The 19,619-nt window shown below is 31.9% G+C and carries 15 protein-coding genes; 9 read left to right on the forward strand and 6 right to left on the reverse strand.

The window, feature by feature from the left end; genetic code table 11:
* Positions 1–110: 110 nt before the first annotated feature.
* The gene (locus tag ACAM25_RS09850; RefSeq protein WP_369609558.1) at positions 111–1,394 is read right to left on the reverse strand and encodes an MFS transporter; all 1,284 of its coding nucleotides are present in this window, start codon (positions 1,392–1,394) and stop codon (positions 111–113) included.
* A 255-nt stretch (positions 1,395–1,649) separates the two neighbouring features.
* A complete protein-coding gene (locus ACAM25_RS09855; RefSeq protein ID WP_369609559.1) occupies positions 1,650–3,122 on the reverse strand; it encodes an NCS1 family nucleobase:cation symporter-1 in 1,473 nt (490 codons plus the stop codon).
* Positions 3,123–3,390: 268 nt separating this feature from the next.
* Between ACAM25_RS09855 and ACAM25_RS09860 the strand changes: the two genes are divergently transcribed.
* The 3 genes from ACAM25_RS09860 (at position 3,391) to ACAM25_RS09870 (ending at position 5,213) form a co-directional block, all read left to right on the forward strand.
* Positions 3,391–4,116 (forward strand): polysaccharide deacetylase family protein, encoded by a 726-nt coding sequence (locus ACAM25_RS09860; protein ID WP_369609560.1) that lies wholly within the window; start codon positions 3,391–3,393, stop codon positions 4,114–4,116.
* A 404-nt stretch (positions 4,117–4,520) separates the two neighbouring features.
* Complete coding sequence (locus ACAM25_RS09865) at positions 4,521–4,697, forward strand: hypothetical protein (protein ID WP_369609561.1); 177 nt, start codon at positions 4,521–4,523, stop codon at positions 4,695–4,697.
* A 120-nt stretch (positions 4,698–4,817) separates the two neighbouring features.
* Entirely contained in the window at positions 4,818–5,213 is a 396-nt protein-coding gene (locus ACAM25_RS09870; RefSeq protein ID WP_369611657.1) for a hypothetical protein, read from the forward strand.
* A 450-nt stretch (positions 5,214–5,663) separates the two neighbouring features.
* Here ACAM25_RS09870 and hydA read toward each other — a convergent pair whose 3' ends face one another.
* A complete protein-coding gene (gene hydA, locus ACAM25_RS09875; protein ID WP_369609562.1) occupies positions 5,664–7,058 on the reverse strand; it encodes a dihydropyrimidinase in 1,395 nt (464 codons plus the stop codon).
* A 182-nt stretch (positions 7,059–7,240) separates the two neighbouring features.
* Here hydA and preA point away from each other — a divergent pair, with 182 nt between their 5' ends.
* Genes preA through ACAM25_RS09890 form a run of 3 tightly spaced genes read left to right on the forward strand, consistent with a single transcriptional unit; the run spans position 7,241 to position 10,508 of the window.
* A complete protein-coding gene (gene preA / locus ACAM25_RS09880) occupies positions 7,241–8,290 on the forward strand; it encodes an NAD-dependent dihydropyrimidine dehydrogenase subunit PreA (RefSeq protein WP_369609563.1) in 1,050 nt (349 codons plus the stop codon).
* Positions 8,283–9,119: a carbon-nitrogen hydrolase family protein gene (locus ACAM25_RS09885; RefSeq protein ID WP_369609564.1), complete on the forward strand. Its 837-nt coding sequence runs from the start codon at positions 8,283–8,285 to the stop codon at positions 9,117–9,119. The genes preA and ACAM25_RS09885 overlap by 8 nt, the downstream gene beginning before the upstream one ends.
* Positions 9,120–10,508, forward strand: a complete 1,389-nt coding sequence (locus tag ACAM25_RS09890) for a cytosine permease (RefSeq protein ID WP_369609565.1) — start codon at positions 9,120–9,122, stop codon at positions 10,506–10,508.
* Positions 10,509–10,516: 8 nt separating this feature from the next.
* Here ACAM25_RS09890 and ACAM25_RS09895 read toward each other — a convergent pair whose 3' ends face one another.
* Complete coding sequence (locus ACAM25_RS09895) at positions 10,517–11,740, reverse strand: M20 family metallopeptidase (protein ID WP_369609566.1); 1,224 nt, start codon at positions 11,738–11,740, stop codon at positions 10,517–10,519.
* 70 nt (positions 11,741–11,810) lie between these two features.
* Here ACAM25_RS09895 and ACAM25_RS09900 point away from each other — a divergent pair, with 70 nt between their 5' ends.
* From ACAM25_RS09900 to ACAM25_RS09910, 3 genes are all read left to right on the forward strand, one after another.
* Positions 11,811–12,884: a PLP-dependent aminotransferase family protein gene (locus tag ACAM25_RS09900; protein WP_369609567.1), complete on the forward strand. Its 1,074-nt coding sequence runs from the start codon at positions 11,811–11,813 to the stop codon at positions 12,882–12,884.
* A gap of 140 nt (positions 12,885–13,024) precedes the next feature.
* Entirely contained in the window at positions 13,025–14,881 is a 1,857-nt protein-coding gene (locus ACAM25_RS09905; protein ID WP_369609568.1) for an APC family permease, read from the forward strand.
* 93 nt (positions 14,882–14,974) lie between these two features.
* Entirely contained in the window at positions 14,975–16,522 is a 1,548-nt protein-coding gene (locus ACAM25_RS09910; RefSeq protein WP_369609569.1) for an amino acid permease, read from the forward strand.
* Position 16,523: 1 nt separating this feature from the next.
* Here ACAM25_RS09910 and ACAM25_RS09915 read toward each other — a convergent pair whose 3' ends face one another.
* Both ACAM25_RS09915 and ACAM25_RS09920 read right to left on the reverse strand, forming a co-directional pair.
* Positions 16,524–17,816 (reverse strand): aspartate aminotransferase family protein, encoded by a 1,293-nt coding sequence (locus ACAM25_RS09915; protein ID WP_369609570.1) that lies wholly within the window; start codon positions 17,814–17,816, stop codon positions 16,524–16,526.
* Between the two features lie 163 nt (positions 17,817–17,979).
* A complete protein-coding gene (locus tag ACAM25_RS09920; RefSeq protein ID WP_369609571.1) occupies positions 17,980–19,575 on the reverse strand; it encodes an APC family permease in 1,596 nt (531 codons plus the stop codon).
* Between the last annotated feature and the right edge of the window lie 44 nt (positions 19,576–19,619).

A 19,619-nucleotide genomic window follows, 5' to 3' on the forward strand; every position in this document is an offset into this window, starting at 1 on the left:
GAGAATGAGTTAAAAAGAAAATGGACCTTGAGAAAATTAATTTAGATACTGAGAGACCTTTCTAGACGAAGCATAAATTGAAATAAAAACTACTTTTTTCTCATACTATCCTAATGTTCAACTTTTTCCTGCCCTTCAAAGACAGTTCCTTTAGTCTCTTTATAAATTAAATACGCGACTAAAGTTGCAATCATTCCTCCAATTCCCCAAAATACTGGAGCAAGTTTATAACCAGTTACGTAAATTAAGTAGGTTGCTATAAATGGCGTAGTGCCTCCAAATACCGCAACACCTACGTGATAATCAAATGACACAGCGGTATACCTAACTTTTGTGGGAAATAGCTCAGTTAATGCAGTAGCATATGAGCCGGTTCCAAATGAACCAACTATAGCAACTAATGTTTGTGCTAATACTATCAATAAGAACTGACCAGTGGATATTAAATAGAAATAGGGATATACGAGAATTAGCAGACCCACTGCAGCAGTAATCATCATCGGCTTTCTCCCTACCTTGTCAGCAATCCTAGCAAAAACGAGTATAGATATAGCCTCAACTACATAACCTATTGTCAACGCTAGGGACACTGTCTTAGCTGAAACACCTATAATTGTCTCTAAATATGAAGTAGCAAAAACACTGGTAGCATATGTTAATGTTGTTCCTCCAACTATAAATCCTAAACCTAACAATATTCTTCTCCAGTGGGTTTTAAACGCCTCAACTAATGGAACTCTGGATATTTGACCATTATCTTTAATTCTCTTAAATACTGGAGATTCCTTTATCCTTAGTCTTATTATTACTCCAATTACTGCTATAAAGGCACCTATAACGAACAGAAGTCTCCATCCGATTGACGAGAATGTAGGAGGTGCCATAATACTGCTAAAGACGAATATTAGCCCAGTAGCCATTAATGGTCCGATTCCCTGTGCCATTTGAGCGATTCCTACATACAAAGCTCTGTTAGTTGGTTTAGCAAACTCTGCAGCTAACGTTATTCCTCCACCAAATTCTCCCCCTAGTGAAAAACCCTGGAGTAGCCTGAGTATAGTTAGTAATATAGGTGCTAAAATACCCAATGCAGCATATCCTGGTAACAGACCAGTAAACAAAGATGATAACCCCATCAATGTCATAGTTATTATTAATGTATATTTTCTACCTATCTTATCTCCTAGATGACCGAAAACTATAGCTCCTAAAGGTCTTCCGGCGAAACCGGTAGCAAATACTGCTAATGTGTCTAATAGAGAAACTAATTTATTGTGGGAAGGAAAGAAAAGTTCAGCTAAAATACCTGATAAAAAACCAAAAATTAGAAAGTCATAAAATTCAAATGCTATTCCTATCATAGCAGCTATTGAAACTTTAATTTCCTCTTTCATATTATTTTTCTTTATTTTGAACCTTTATTTATATTTTATAAATGGGAGATTGAATGGATTTCTGATTTACTCACAGGAACTTTAGATAAGGTTCAATTTACCAAGTTATAAGGAGGTTATTTCTCTATATAAGAAGTTAAATTTTTTCCAATATATTAGTCATACTTAACTTATGTATATATGTAAAATGATAATTAACACGTGTAAAGCGATAAATTAGAAAAAATTAGTAACTTTAAGTGAACATATATCTGTCTACTTCCACTTCTTTTCGAAAATTATGTATATTATCATGCTTATAAATACAGCTAAATACCAGCCATAGTCATACAAGAAGCTAAGTGCTGGTATTAAAAATCCAATAACTGGCAATAAGAAGCCTATAGCCATAGCCAATAAGGCTTTAAACTTATAACCGTCTGTGTACCAATATTTTCCTCTTGGCATAAACAAGTCTACTAGGCTTATATTAGTTTTTCTTAATATCCAATAGTCAGCAATCATTATACCAGCTATTGAACCTAATCCAGATCCTATTATTCCTAATATATCAAAAATTGTTCCAGCGTTGTTATACCACAACCATGGAACATATAAGAAACTGATTAGTGCAGCTATTATTGAAGCCTTACTCCAGGTTGATATCTTCTTTGGAAATAGACTAATTAAGTCATATACTGGTGATACAATATTTGCGGCCACATTTACAGATATTGTAGCTATTACTAAACTAGCACCAACTAATAAGGAAAGATATGGGTTTTTTGTAAATAAGTACATGATATTTACTGGATTAACATAATTAATTGCTTGTGACGATGGGATATGATATAAGTAAATCATTGTTGATACTATACCTATAGCTATGAACGAGAATAAGGTAACAACTATTGGTAAACCTATTGCTTGTCCAATAAATTGATCTTTCTGAGATTTAGAGAATCTTGTAAAATCGGGTATGTTTAATACTAATGTTGCCCAAACTCCAGCCATTGAGGAAATAGCTAACATAATGTTTGACACAGAAGGTGTTTCTGTACCGCTAATAGAGAATAATGGACCAAATCCGTGGGCCACAGATACTGCATAAGCAAATAAACCGCCTAAAGTTGCAACAATTAAAGGACCTGCTACTAGTTCAAAATCCTTAACTTCACCCATACCCTTAAATAATACTACAACGTTTAGCACCCAAAAGATAAACATTGAAATAGCAACATTTTCTGGCATCCCTAACACATTAGCAGTTAATGAGTTCCATGGAGGATAAAATATGCCTATGACAGCGTTAATTAACGTACCACCAACATATGTTTGCACGGCAAACCAGAATAGTGCTACAATCGCTCTCATAATAACTGGTACCCTTGCCCCTTTTATTCCAAACATTGGTCTAACTGAAGTAGGATATGGAATACCCCATTTAGCCCCAATATGTCCATTCAAATATAAGGCAATAAGTAATGTGCCATAAGCAAATCCTATTATAAAGAGGGCTAAAGGGGCACCAAATTCAAAAGTCAATAAGCCGGCTAATTCAAACGCTACTACGTTATGAGACATTCCAGCCCATATTGTAGTGTAGTTTATCCAATTCCATGTTTTTACTCCTTTAGATAATGGTGCTATGTTAGGATTATAAAAAGTGTCTGGAACAGTATGTACACCTTGCCCATATTCATTAACATCTAGCTTTATATTCCCACTACTTATTTTACTTTCTTCCATATTTTAGAGCTTAATTAAATAGTATTTAAACTTTATATGATAATAGTTTGCATATCGTTCAAAAATTTAATAAATGATAGCCTTTTATGTTAATTTATTTGAACGATATATTCTAAGCTTATATGATGAAAACAAAGTATTTTTATCTTAAAAATTCTAATTATTGATATTATTTAGTTTGTTTATAATTATCTTCATGTATTAGTTTGAACTATATTCAACACATAAATAAAAAAGACTTAAATATAGTACATTAACAGAATTGATTATGATATATGTAAGTGTGACAGTAGATGTAGACGCAATGGCCGGATGGATAGGAAGTTATGGAGGAGAAAATTCTCTTTGTGACTTATCAAGAGGAGAGTTTGCAGGTAAAATAGGTGTAAAAAGACTCGTATCTCTATTTAAAGAAACAAAAATAAAAGCTACATGGTTTATTCCAGGTCACTCTATAGAAACTTTTAAGAACGAAATATATGAAGCTGCGCATGAGGAACACGAAATTGGTACACATGGATATTCTCATGAAAACCCATTAAGATTAACGAAAGAAAAAGAAAAGAAAATATTTATAAAAAATATAAGATTAATAAAAGAGATTACTGGAAAAGAACCTAAGGGAAATAGACAACCGTGGTGGGATATGGCACCATGGACCGTTGAAAATTTAGAAGAATTAGGATTCACATACGATAGTAGTTTAATGGGGGATGAATTTCATCCTTATTATTTGCGTAAAGGAGATAAATGGTATCCAATAGATTACTCTAAGGATCCAGATGAATGGATGAAACCATATGAATTTGGTAAGCCTACTAAAATAATTGAATTTCCAGTATCATGGTATCTAGATGATTTACCTCCTCAGTTATTCATGAAACATCCATATTATAATTATGGATGGACACATCAGATATTGTATATAATGTACTATTTAGAGAACATTTTGATTACTTATATGAAATCGAGAAAAATGGTATACTTACGTTAACAATTCATCCAGATGTAACTGGAAGAGTACAAGGAATAAGACGTTTCAGAGAATTAATTTATTATATAAAATCAAAGCCAGGAGTTGAGTTTATTACTTTAGAGGAAGCAGCCGAATTATTTAAAAGAGGTGAACTAATTTAAGATTAGACAGTTTTCAAAAATAAAAGAGTAAGTTATTTTAACTAATAAATTATTATTTAAAAAGATCAACTAACATAAGATGATTGTTAATAAGTTAGATTAGATTTTTAGTTTATTTCAAAATATAAAGGCATTAAAACTTTAAGAGTTATTAATTATCTTTTTACATTAGATAAAAATATCATTATTAACTGCTTAATTATATATTGTACAATAAACTGTAATAAACATTTATAAACAATACAATAAATTCATGTATCTATGATAAAAAGAATAGGATTAATTGTAGTAGATAATAATGGTGGAAGTGAATACGATTTTTGGAAAATGGCACAAAAAGGCGTAGGTATCTATACAGCGAGAATGAAAATGAAAAAGAGCATCTCTTCTAATCTTCATGAACCCGCAAATATTAAAGAATTCAAGAGAGATTTATAGGAAGAAGTTTCTAAGATAAGTGCATTAGTAGATGTTATTGTATATCAAAGAACTTACGGAACTCATAAAAATATCAAAGTAATAAAAGAGATATTAGGACTATTCAAAAAACTTTATGTTATAGCTGAGGAGTCTGCCGTAGAATTACTAAAAGAATTAGGAATGAGAAAAATCTGGGTGTTTACTCCTTATAAGTTGGAGAGAACATTAGAGGAAGTAGAATATCTTACCGAAAAGGGTTTTGAAGTTACTGGCTATACATACTTAGGCTTCAGTAATGGACTAGAATATACTAATGTTGATTATAAAACAATTTATTTAGCCTTACTTAAAAGTAAAGTGAGTAAAGATTCTGAGATTATCTATCTACACTGTACTAATATAATAACTTATAAAGCGATAAAGTATTTGCCTAAAACATTTGGCATTCCGGTAATATCTGAAAATTCTGCCAGCTTGTATATGACATTAAAGAAATTAGGCTTAACTGTAAGAAAAGAAAATATATTAGTTTAATTCAATTTTATCAAACTAATTATATTTCAATGATATATCGTATGTAGGTTTTAAAATTTATCAGAAACAATCAGATTAATATATTTGATTTTTTATAAAATAATTAATGAAACATAGATTTAAATTTATAAAAATTATTAATGCTAAAAATATTGACTATTATTTTCATAATGGTAATTGATTACTATAAGAGTATTGTCTAAATAGATAGAGGGAAGATTTTGACAATTATCAAAAGCTACTATTATTGTGGAAATATAATTATTGAATTACAGATTTATTAATAGCATAGATATCGAATGTTGTGTATTATGCAACATTAGCTTGCTTGGCATAGTTATATTCAGTTGTGAGAAATGTAAAAATAGGTGGCAAATATGGACTTGACATTATGAGAAAATTCAAATATAATAAATCCTTTTCATAAAATAAACATAGAAAAAGGAAAAATCATACCATAACTGGTGTCTTACCTGGTATATACGTTCCACTACCTTTCTTAGCTATTACTTGACCCTCTTCGTACACTATTTCTCCTCTCCTTATCGTCATTATATTCCATCCTTCGACCTCAACATCATCATAAATACTATAATTAATATTGCTATGGAGTACATCAGCTGATAATTTAACCCTCCTATTAGGATCTATTACAGCGAAATCTGCATCAGCACCCGGCATTATACTACCTTTCCTTGGATATAATCCAAATAACCTTGCTGGATTATATGAAGTAACTTCTATAAATCTTTCCATACTTATTATTCCTCTCTTTACTCCAAAGTAAAATAGTAATGGTAATATAGTTTCAGTACCTGGTACACCATTAGGAATTTCATGGAAAGGTGGTACATCATCCTTATACCTCTTTTTCTGTGCATCTGAATAAACGCAATGATCACTACCTACAGTGTATATATCCCCAGAGGCTAATCTCATCCATAACTTAGTTCTTTGTTCATCACTTCTCAATGGTGGACTCATTACAAATCTATAACCGTCTGGTCTTTTTAAATACTCTGTGTTTAGCATTAGATAATGAGGAGCTGTCTCATTAAAGAATTTAAATCCTTCTTTTCTATATGACGTTATTATGTCCACTGCTTCTCCCGTAGATGTGTGAACTATATACATTTTTACATGTTTACCTACTAAGCTTGCAATTGAAGCAATTCTATTTGTTGCTTCTATTTCTAAAATATCTGGCCTTGAATAGTAATGATATACAGATTCAACTTTGCCTTCTCTAATAAATTCTTGAATAAGTTCGTTTATTATTTCACCATTTTCGGCATGAATTCCAATTACTCCTCCATAATCAGATATTTTTTTAATTAATTGATATAGTTCAGAATCATTAAGCATAAACTCATTTTTATAAGCCATAAATAACTTGAAACTTACTACTCCCTTAGCAATCATGTCTGGAATATCTTCAAGTATCTTAGGACTTATTTCTCTAATTATACTATGTAAACTGTAATCAGATATAACCTTTGGATCAGCTTTTTTCCTCCACATTTCATAAGCTTCTCCAAGACTAGAACCTTTAGGTGGTGTAATAAAATCTACAATGGTAGTTACTCCTCCAGCTATAGATGCTTTAGTACCATAATAGAAGTCATCTGCTGTAACTTCACTCATGAACGGGAATTCCATATGAGTATGTCCATCTATTAATCCCGGTATAACATATTTACCAGATAAGTTAACAACCTTATCCGCTTGGTCTTGTATATCTCCGCTTATCTTTGTTATTTTTCCATCTTTTATTGCCACGTCACCTTCAAAAGGTCCTGCTACTGAGAATAGTTTTACATTTTTTAAGATTAAGTCGTATCCCATATATTCTCCTTTTCCTACTCATTTTAAAAATATTGATCACATTACAATTGAACATAATTTAAATTAAGATAAAGAATTATTTGGATCATAGGAAAAACTTTTAGTTTCTTAAATCTGAAATTGAACTTTGTACATATTAATACTGAGTAATAATTATAAATTGTACAACAGAAATAGTTGATATGGTAGATATATCAACTAAATTAGCAGATGTAGAGTTTCCAAATCCTTTTTTAGTTGGTTCTGGACCCACATCTGGGAATCCTCAAAAGATAATATCAGCATATAAGGCAGGCTGGGGAGGAGTTGTACTTAAAACAATTGGTGATAGCATTGTAAGGAAATCAGTTAGACCCATGTATGCATCTTTAAAAAGAGATAAAGAAATTATTGCATTTGAAAACCTTGAGTTAATTACTGAAGATCCTCTAGAAACATGGGACAAATATATGAGAGTAATTAAAAGTGAAGTTAAAATACCAATAATTGCTAGCATAATGGGTGGCCCAGATTATTCTGAATGGGTTAAGTTAGCAAGATGGGTAGAAGATAGAGGGGCTGATATAATAGAATTAAATTTTGGATGCCCACATGGAGAACCAGAAAGAAGAACTGGTGCATTTATCGGTCAACATGCTGATTTAGTATACAAGTATACTAAAGAAGTTGTAAGTTCCGTTAGTATTCCAGTTATAGTTAAATTAACACCTAATGTAACTGATATTACAGAAATAGCTAAAGCTGCTAGGGATGCAGGAGCAAAAGGTGTAACAGCAATAAATACAGTATATGGAGTCATTGATGTTGATATAGAGACAGCACAACCATTACCTAGCGTCAATGGATATTCTACATACGGCGGAATATCCGGACCAGCTATAAAACCTATAGGATTAGGAGCAGTATCTAGGATTTACAATAGATTAAAACCTTATGGAATTAGTGGTGTTGGAGGTATATTTGATTGGAAGGATGCAGTACAATATATAATGATGGGGGCAAATAACGTTCAAGTAGTAACTTATACAATGCTTAGGGGATTTGAATTTGTTAAAGAGTGGAAAAAGAGTTTGGAAGAGTTTATGACTAGAAAAGAATATTCTACTATCCAAGATATGATAGGAATTGCTTCCGAAAAAATGAAATCTTATGAGTACCTCGAAAAAGTTACTAGAAGAAGAACTACAGTAGATGAGGAAATAGAAAGTATTAGGGGTGAAATTTATGGTTAAGATCGGAATGATCCAAATGGGTAGTGTTGAATCTAAGAAAGCTAATATTGAGAAAGCATTAGAATTAGCAAAAAAAGCTATTAAAGATGGAGCTGAATTGATTGTTTACAATGAATTATTTACTACACAATATTTTGCTGCAACAGAAGATCCAAAGTTCTTTGAATTAGCTGAACCAGACGATGGACCTACTGTAAGAACATTTTTAGAATTTTCAAAACAATTCAAAGTAGGAATGGTTATTACGTTTTTTGAAGAAGACAAAAAGATTAGGGGGACATATTATGATACATCAGTATTTATTAAGGATGGAACTTACTTAGGAAAATATAGAAAGATTCATTTACCTCAATTACCTGGGTATTATGAGAAATTCTATTTTAAACCAGGCAAAGGATATCCTGTATTTGACTTTGGAGAATATAAAGTTGGAGGTATTATTTGTTACGATAGACACTTCCCGGAAGGCGTTAGAATACTTACACTAAAGGGTGCTGATATAATTACAATACCTACAACTACAAACTTCTACCCAGAGACTTGGGAATTAGAATTAAGGGCTCATGCAGCATTTAATACAGTTTATGTTGTTGGAGTTAATAGGACTGCAGAATATTTCCAAGGTAGGGAAATAGATTATTATGGAAAGAGTCTAGTAGCTGATCCAATGGGTAGAATAGTTAAGGAGATGAACTCTGATGAAGGATATGAAGTAGTTGATGTTGACTTAGATTTTATAAGACAAAGGAGAATTAAAGCCCCATTCTTAAAAGATAGAATACCAGAAAACTACAGCGAAATTTCAACAATTCATATTGAGGAGGTATAAGTGAATAGGGATAAGTTAGAAGAAGTAGGGCAAGAAGAAGTATATATGGAGAAAACTAAGTTTGAAATTATAGGCGTAAAGCCAATACCTAGGAAATATAGGTATATGAATTCATCAAAGATATTCATTTTTTGGGCTATGGCGAGTGCTTCAGCTACAACTCCACTAATTGGTTATTTACTTGATAGTTTAGGTCTCATAGATATTCTCATTGCATTTACTATTTCATTACTAATCGGTTTAATTCCGGCTGGTCTTTTTTCAGAAATGGGCAGGCAATTTCCAGTTCCAGCTTTAGTTGTCTCAAGAAAGACTTATGGTTATCTAACCTCAAATGCGTTGTCTTTCCTTTACACGATAGTTAATGTAGGATGGTTTGGATTAAATGATACTACTGGAGGACTTATAGTTGCTTCATTAACACATACAAATCCAATACCTTGGTATATATTTTTTGGGATTATTCAAATTCTCTTAGTTTTATACGGAGCTAGACTTTTAGATTATTTTTATAGATATACTGCAATTATCCTTATTATAAGTTACTCCATTTTAACCTATTTTCTCTTTGCATACTATAAAATTAACATAAGTGAGATACTTTACCCAACTAGTAATGTAAATTGGGGTTTAACAATAAGCTTAGTTTTATCATTCTCAATCTTATCGTGGACTTACAAAATATCAACAGCAACAAGATTTGCAAAACCTTATGAAGAAAGTAAAAGAGCGTCCTATTTCATTGCAGCTCCTTTAGGTATTATGGTCCCAGTATATCTTATGGGAGTTCTAGGGTTAATATCACAAGATATTACTGGAAATTGGAATTTACCAGCTGTGACGTTTCCAGTAAGTAGTACTGTACTATCAGTAATCGTAGTATTTGCGTCTGTGGGTGCTTCATTAGCTATTTTACATACAAATGCTATGAACCTGTATCCAGCTGTAGCAGATATACTTACTGCATTACAGCCAGCACTTAGAAACCTTGAAAAGATATCTCAACCGATATCTACAGTAATTTTGGGCGTAGGTGGCGTAGTCGCTGCAATAATGGGTATATTACAAAATGCAACTAATTTCCTCCTCTTTGTAGGCGATATAATCTTTCCTTATACTTTCATAGTTTTAATAGATTGGTATTTAAGAATGAGACACCAAATGATTAGTGGGAAATTAAAGATAACAGACTTTTACACAATATCTAAGAGTATTAAAGATAACTTTAATGTTTATGCCGTAATAGCTACAATTATAGGGACAGTATTAAATGTTATTACAATACTGAATCTTACTACACTTTATAACTACTTTCCACAAAATCTCTTTGGATCTTTAATAAGTGCTCTTATATATTATTTATTTATAAAATTAAAGTTAGTAAAGTGAAAAAATCTTCATATTTTTCCTAGTTCTAATAATACTAATGCTAGAACTTTAATAGAGTCATAAAAGTCTTTTAACTCCACATACTCATCTGTAGCATGGGCTTGTTCAATCTTTCCTGGACCATAATTTATTGAAACTATACCTTCCTTAACAGTAAACCTAATGTCAAAAGTCCCTGGAGATAGAACTAGTTCCGGTTCTTTACCTCTAACTTCCTTAACCTTCTCTTTGAATATCTTATATATTTTGTCATTTACGTTTGATGCAATTGTATCTATTGCATAAAACTCATCATAATCGTACCTTATCCCAGTCCTTTTATTAACATCATCTAAAACGTGAAGAATTTTATCTCTAACATCATCAAGTCTCTCTTCTGGTACTAATCTTCTTACAATAGTAAACTCACAGTAATCAGCTACAATATTCATCCAAGAACCACATTTTATTGTTCCAACTAAAATAGAAGGCTTTTTAGCAACTGAAGGAATTATATTATACGAGGAAGTTATATCTGGTACTGAATTATACAACTCATTTATAATTTGTACTGAAGCTTTTACAGCATCAACACCTAATTGTGGCAATCCCCCATGGCTCTTTTTACCATAAACCTTTATTATTGCCCATAATGCTCCTCTATGGCCATAACAAACATTATCTGGACCAGTTGGTTCAGTAAAAATTGTATAATTTACGTTCTTAAGAACACCTTTTTCCATAAGATAATAAGCTCCAGCATTTATATTCCCTACTGTCTCTTCATCTGGAACGAAAGTCTGAATTATTTGTAAAGATGAAGGTAGTAATTTTTCTCTTCTTAAAAGTTCAACAGCATATAACTGTGCAACTAAGCCAGATTTCATATCGGCAGATCCTCTACCATACAATTTTCCGTCCTTTATTACACCCTCATAAGGGTTAACACTCCAACCTTCACCAGCTGGAACAACATCATAATGGGCATTAAACGCAATTTTTACATTTCCATTACCTAAATATCCAACTAAATTTGGTCTATTACCTTTACCAAACTTAACTAACCTTTTTAACTCTTCTTCTGATGGATAAAATATTTCAGTTTTATATTCAAACTCTTCCATTTTACTTTTTATTACTTCAACTATTTTATCATAATTAAGCCCAGGAGGGTTTTCAGTAGGTATTCTTATAATTTCTTTTAGAAAGTGTAAGGCTTCTTCTTTTATCTCATTTAAAGTTTCATCAATCATGAAAAATAATAACAAATATCGAAATATAAATCTAGCTTAGACTTAAATGTTCGATCTTCATTATACTGTTATGGAAATAAATTTTAATTGGGGAATTCCAGATCCCTCAACTTTCGTATGGAAAGAAATCGTTGAAATAACGAAATATGTACTTGAAACACAACATGAGAAAGCATTACAATATGCTCCAGCTCAAGGAATTGAAGAGGTGAGATATGAAATATCAAAATTTTTAATTAAAAGGGGTTTCTCATTAGACGAAGATTATATACTTTTAACCAATGGCGCTAAGGAAGGAATATTTATTCTTTCTGAAGTTTTTTCAAATGTTGTATCAGAGGAGCCAACTTATCAAGGATTTATCAGTACGATGAAATATAAAGGAATAAACGTTTACCCTATTCCTTGGGATAATGAAGGACCTAGAATTGATTTATTAGAAAAGATTGTAAAAGAAAAATCTATAAAATATTTCTACGTTACTCCAGTTAATAATCCAATGGGAAGAGTAATGTCAATGGAGAGACGTAAACAACTCCTTGAACTTGCAAGTCAATTTGATTTTAAAATAATTGAAGATGATATTTATGGTTTTTACGTTTATGATTCTCCACCTTTACCAGCTATAAAGTCATTAGATAAAGAGGGAAGAGTAATATACATTTCAAGCTTTAGTAAAATTATTTCTCCCGGGCTTAGAATAGGTTTTATTGCACATGAGGAAATAGAGAAAATGGTTAAAATAAAGAATGAAATAAATCATCAAGTTTCTTCTCTTGATCAATTTATAGTAGGGGAAATTCTTAAGAGAGAATTAATAGATAATATCATAAATTATGCTAGAGTGCTTTACAAGAAAAAAAGGGATATTATGGTTCAGTCAATAAAGGAGTATTTTCCTCAAAGTGTTGAATGTACCTATCCGCAAGGGGGATTTTTCATGTTATGCGAAAATAGTAAGTTGGACTCTTTGTTACTTCTTAAAGAGGCAAACAGAAGAGGTGTAAAGTTTGTTCCTGGTACAGAATTTTATTATTCAGAAAAGGGAAAAGGTTCATTTAGGCTTAGTTTTAGTTATGAGAATAAAATTGCTGAAGGGATTAAAATATTGGGAGAATTGTTAAGACAAGAAGTTTCATTGTAAAAATTTTTTACACTTTAGAAAAAATGAATCATGAAGGTCTAAACGATTTAAACATTACTATTTTTCTTTTAATATTTTAATTCGTCTCTTCATAAAGATTATGATTTTGTTTTTATATTAATTTTCTCTAAGATAAAATTATGGGAGAGAGTAGACTAAAGATATTAGATCTAGGTTTAGAGACTGACAAAAAACTTAAGAAATCACTTTCTAAATTTGAATTACTATTCATTTCTTTACAAGGAGTGATAGGCTCTGGTTGGTTATTTGCATCATTATATACGGCAGCCTATGTAGGAGGGGCAGCAATAATCTCATGGATAATTGGTGGAATATTACTAATCTTCATAGCATTAACTTATTCAGAAATAGCGTCAATGCTTCCTAAAACTGGTGGGGTAGTTAGATATCCTCATTATACTCATGGTGGGGTAGTTGGATATATTATCTCATGGTCTTATTTTGCTGCTGGTGCAACTGTACCTGCAATAGAAACTACAGCCATTGTAACATATCTTTCCAGTTTATTTCCATCATTAACTGTAAACGGTTATTTAACAACTGAGGGTTTAGCTGTAGCTTATGGTTTACTTATACTTTTCTTTGTTGTAAATTACTTGGGAATTGAATTACTAGGAAAAGTTTCTCACGGTGTTGGTTGGTGGAAGTTAATAATTCCTACCCTCACAGTAATTTTACTTCTTGCTTTTTCATTTCATCCATCAAACTTTACAGCAAATGGTTTCTTTCCTCCATCTACATATTTAGCTTCCCCATATTCGGGCTGGGCCTCTGTATTGTATGCAATACCAACTACTGGAATAATATTTGCTTACACTGGTTTTAGGCAAGCTATTGAATATGGCAATGAAGCTAAGAATCCTCAAAAGGATATTCCATTTGCTGTAGTTGGTGCATTAGGAATTTCCTTGGTTCTTTATACTTTGCTTCAAGTAGCATTTATAGGAGGAATAAATTGGGATGCAATCGGAGTTAAATATGGTAATTGGACTGGTTTACAGTATTCAGTATTATCCTCTGGACCGTTTTATGAGATCTTTAAATATTCCGGAGTAACTGGACCAATACTCTTATTGTTTGAAGCTTTCGCAATATTATTACTTATAGATTCAGCAGTTAGTCCATCTGGCACTACCTTAGTAGGAATGGGAAGTGGCACTAGGGTTCTTTATGGTTTAGCTTCAAACGGTTATTTACCAGGGTTCTTCTTAAAGCTTGGAAAGACTAAGGTGCCAATAATATCACTAATTACAGTATCTTTACTTGGAGGAATATTCTTACTTCCATTTCCAGCTTGGATAGCTTTAGTTGGCATTGTGTCTTCAGCAGCAGTATTTACTTATATCATGGGTGGGATAGCATTAGAAATTTTAAGGATTAAATTACCTGAAGCTAAAAGACCATTTAAATTACCTTTCTATAAAGTCATTGCCCCAATATCAACTATTGTAGCTTTATTAATAGTTTATTGGTCCGGGTTTGCTACGCTTTTTGAAGTAGTTACTATAATTTTTGCTGGTTTACCATTATTCTTTGGATATTATGCTAGAAAGAACTGGGGAGTAAGTACTTTCTTATCAACAATTTTAAGCGTAATTGATGCTGTAGTTATTGGCTTAATAGATTATTATTTCATAATCTCAACTAACATTCTGAATGTTAGTAATAACGTGATATTTACAATATATATGATAGTTATGACTGCATTAATATTTAGTAATTTATTTGTAATTTATTCAAAGTATGAAAGGTCAAGGATGGAGATAAAAATGGGACTATGGTTAATAGCTACTATTTTAGCTATTTTACCATTATCCTATTTTGGCAGTTTTGGCTTATATCCTGTTATTCCATTCCCATGGGATTTAATTGGAGTAATAGCTTTAGGCTTAGCATCTCATTACTCTGCAATAAAAAGCGGTTTAATAAATGATGGGATTGAGGAAATAATCAAAAACACAACAGGATTAATATAAATTCCAGTTTACATTTACTGAGACTCAAATGAATTGTACATTTTCCAAACTATCAAGGTAAATGTTTTTTAAATAGTTTAACGTAATCTCTTTATGGAACAGAAGAAAATATTCTTAAGGGAATCATCTGGATTAGTAAGGGAATTTAGTTTATTAGATTCTTTATGGTTTAACATTTCATTATTAGGGTTGTTATTCTCAACATACTATATAGCTTCAACAGGACCTTTAGTTGGTGGAAATCCAATAGCTGGACTAATAATACCTTTAGTAGGATTTTTATTAGTAGGATATCTTTTCTCTTTTATAGCAACTAAAGTGCCTAGGGTTGCTGCTGATTATGTATATGTTAGTAGAAATCTTCATCCAGCATTAGGATTTGTAGGAAATGCTGGATATTTCTTAGCTACAGTACCACTCTTTATGGGAATAACTGGGATAACATTACAAACTTTTGGTTTAATACCATTATTGACAATTTTAGGTTATTATACTCATAATTACTCTTTAATCTCCTTAGGTGCTACAATAGATAGTAATACATATTTAATGATGGGAATAGGTGCAGCAGAAATTATAATTATGTCGTTAATACCAATCTTTGGTAATAAGGTTTATAGAATTATGCAATGGGCTATAATACCATTAGTACTTTTAGTTGCTATATTAATGATCGTTATTGAGGCTACTGTACCCACAAGCTTAGCAATTCAAAGACTAAATAACTTTGCATTAGTTTATGCAAACGTAACTAACCTTTATAAGAACGTTACAGCATCAACAGTTCCAGTACCTGCTTATAATAACTTAATTAACACAATATCGCTAAACCCAGTTTTTGTAGTTGGTTTCTCTTACGTAATAAATACAGTATATATAGCTGGTGAAGTTAGAAATCCTAAGAAGAGTATGCCTTTTAGCATTCTAGGAACTTTACTAATTTCTGGTATCATATTTACTACTGCCTTAGCACTTGAGTATTATCAATATGGTTATGTCTTTACTTCTAAGATGCTTTATCTTAGTGTAGTTGAAGGAACATTACCAATACCTACTCCATATTTAGACCTCTTAGAGGGAATTGCTAGCGGAAATATTGTTTTAGGAGTATTATTTGCTTTAGTTAGTTTGTTACAGCTTTTAATGTACTTAACAGCAGCCTCTTTTGTAGGTAGTAGACTTTTACTTTCTTATGCAATGGATAGAATTATGCCGGATTTTGTTGGTGATGTAGACGAAAAGAGACATATTCCAATTAAAGCAATATTACTTTCAATGACAGCTGGATTAATAGGGCTAATCATGTTTAGTTTGCCAGTAACTTCTGCCGTAGCTTTCTTGTTATCAAGTGTAGCTACTGCATTACTTATGTTATTCCCAATGAGTGTTGTAAGTATAGCTGTAATTAAAAATGAGAAAGGGATAATGAGGGGTATAGCGATAGCCTCCCTAGTGTATTTGCTTTTCACATTTTATCAGTATTTAACAGTTCCTGCAATAGGTGCTAATACACTAACTGGCTATGCAATACTTGCTGGATCAATAGCTGTTCTTTTCATAATATTTTATACAGCAAAATTTGTGAGAGGAAAACAAGGGATAGACTTTAACTTAATCTTTAAGGAAATACCCCCAGAATAAGTTATCCACTTTTTATTTTTCTTAAAACTTCTTCAGCTACTTCTAAATGCTTTATGATATCTTCCTTATTGTGCTGTGTTGATATAGTCCATTCCTCATCGTAGTCAGCCATTGGGATAATTCCTTTTGAAAGCATAAGCCAAAAGTACTTATACCAAATCCTTTTATCAATTCTTAAGAACTCTCTGTAATTCCTCGGAAGATAATTAGAGAAGAAAATAGTACCGCTAGCTCCCCAAGTTACAGCTGTTATATCAATGTCTAAATCCTCAACTAAATCCTTATATCCCTTACTTAGCAATGAGTTAAGTTTATAAACTTCATAAAAACTATCTTGAGTTAATATTTGAGTTAACGTAACTATTGATGCTACAACTGATAATGGATTAGCATTAAATGTTCCACCATGAGCAGTCTTTTCTGGACCAATAACACTCATAATCTCTTTTCTCCCAGCAATTACTGATAATGGTAAACCTCCAGCTATAGCTTTACCTAATGTAATTAAATCAGGTTTTAATCCGTAATATCCTGAGGCACCAGAATAATATTTTCCTCCAGTTTTAACTTCATCAAATATTATAAGTATTCCGTATTCTTTAGCTAAATTGAAAATTCCTTTTAGAAATGACACATCTGGCTCTATTATACCCATGTTCATTGCTACTGGTTCCATTATAATCGCAGCAATATCATTTCCATCTTTTCTGACTATCCTTTCCACAGAATCATAATTATTCCATTCTGCTACTAAAGTATATTTTACAATATCTTCTGGTATTCCATGAGAGCATACAGACTTTTCTCCTTCTTTATCTGGGCTAACATTTACTAATAATTGGTCATGTGATCCGTGATAATGACCTTCAAATTTTATTATTTTCTTTCGTTTTGTATAAGCCCTAGCAATCCTTATTGCGTGCATTGTTGCCTCAGTACCAGTAGAAGAAAACCTAACCATATCAACGTTGTACCTAATCTTTATAATTTTAGCAAGTTTAATTGTATCTGCAAATTCAAATCCAAGAATTGAACTATTTTCAAACCTTTCTTTTAAAGCCTTTACCAATTTTGGATGAGAGTGACCAATTCCTAAAGCTCCATAAGCCATGTTAAAGTCAATATAAACGTTTCCATCTACATCCCATACTTTACTACCTTTACCTTTAACTAAGTATAATGGGTATGGTGGTAAGTATCTATAGTTGCTGGAAACTCCATAAGGCATCATTCTGGAAGCAATTCCGTAAAGAGAAAGAGATTTAGGTGTCTTTTTGACGTATTCTGATAGCATAATTCTCACACTCTTTTTCAATCTGAACTAAAACTTTTTCCTCAGAACGTTTTCGCTTTCGAGATCTCAACACCTCACCCTAAAAAATCGTAATATAAATCAATTTATATACTTTTTCGCCGAAGAGATTATACAATTTCCAATTAAAGAAAAAAGAAATATCTTATTCAGGTGGGATTTCTTTAAATGCTAAGTCTATCATTATCCCTCTTCTTGAATTATAGAATTTAGCTATGTAGTATATTGCAAAGCCAGAAGCATACATTAGAATAACCGATAATATTGTTGGCAAGTTAACTGGTAAGATTATTGGATTACCCCAAGTTATATATGTTGCATAAACTAAGAAAGCAAAGGTCGGTAATCCTATCCAAGTTATTAGTGGTATTTTTAGTATTTTCTTCTTAATTACAATAGAAGTTTCATAAACATCTTTTCTTATATAGGGCATTAATGCTGTTGATATTGCAAATATAGCATAACTTATTTCAAATGTAACTGTTACATCAACTAGAGAGATTACTGGAACATAAGCATAAAGGATTACTCCTAAACCACTTAATGTCATAATAAGCAAAATCGACTTTATTGGAGCATGAAGTTTTTCATTTACATCTGCCATCCATGAGGGCATTATTCTATCAAAAGACCATGCAAATAAATATCTAGATAATCCAAATACTAATGGTGGACCACTGTAAAAGTTTGGTAACCATATTGCTATAAACATTAAAATGTATAATACTGGATTTCCTAGGACAAGTAATGCAAAGAATGGTGTAAAAGTGCCCATAGAAGATAGACTGTTGACTACTGTATCATTAATCCCTTGGCAATATACATAAGAATAGGCTGTTAGGAACTTCTCACCAAATGCCATAACGTTTAACTCAGTAAAGAGAATATAGTAAATTGCAATCATTATAACTCCTCCTACTATTGATAGAAAAACGTTAAACCTAACTTTTCTCATTTCACCAGACCATGATGCTGGTAAATTATACCATGTATAATAATACCATACTGCTGGGATTGCTAATAATGCACCATAAATTGGACCAACAAATACTAATCCATTAGAAGTTGCGTCAGAAATTACTTCTTGATATGCATCCTTTATTCCGGTAAACGATGATAATGCTGAGGCAAAAGATGACGGGTTAATAGTTAATAATGCACCAAACATTATAGCTGTTGCTATTAAACTAATTATTCCAGCAATTTCCATGAACTTCCAATGAAATCTTACTGGTACTGCTATGAAGCTAGTTATTATTGTTCCTACGATTAATCCCCAAGCAATTCTTCCTAATTTTGTTCCGAAAAATCCTCCAATGCTTAAAAGGAATGAACTGTGATAATACATTCCTAATCCAGTAAGCAAATAACCAATCCATGATGCTCCTAAGTAAGAGTAATAACCTTGTGAGAGAACAAAGGCTATAAATAATGCCCAATAATTTGCAAAACCCAATGCTGGATGTGTTGCCCTACTATTAAATACGTAATCTCCACCAGCTCTAGGCATTGATGCTGCTGCTACATAAAATAAAAATGCCATACCTAGAGTAGGGAGAAGAGTTATTAAATACGCCAACGCCCAGTTTGCTCCTGCTCCCAACCATAGCCATGAAATTATTAACGTTGGTACTCCACCAGTTACTAATGCCCATGTTGCTAGTAATGATGACCATGGGCTTACTTCCCTCACCAAACCGGAGGACTCTCTTAAAAATACTGTTGTTGCTTTCTTTTCCATTTGGCTTTATTAATATTTAAACAGTTTATAAATATACTTCTCTC

The organism is Sulfurisphaera javensis, assembly GCF_041154675.1.
GTDB classification, from domain to species: domain Archaea; phylum Thermoproteota; class Thermoprotei_A; order Sulfolobales; family Sulfolobaceae; genus Sulfurisphaera; species Sulfurisphaera javensis.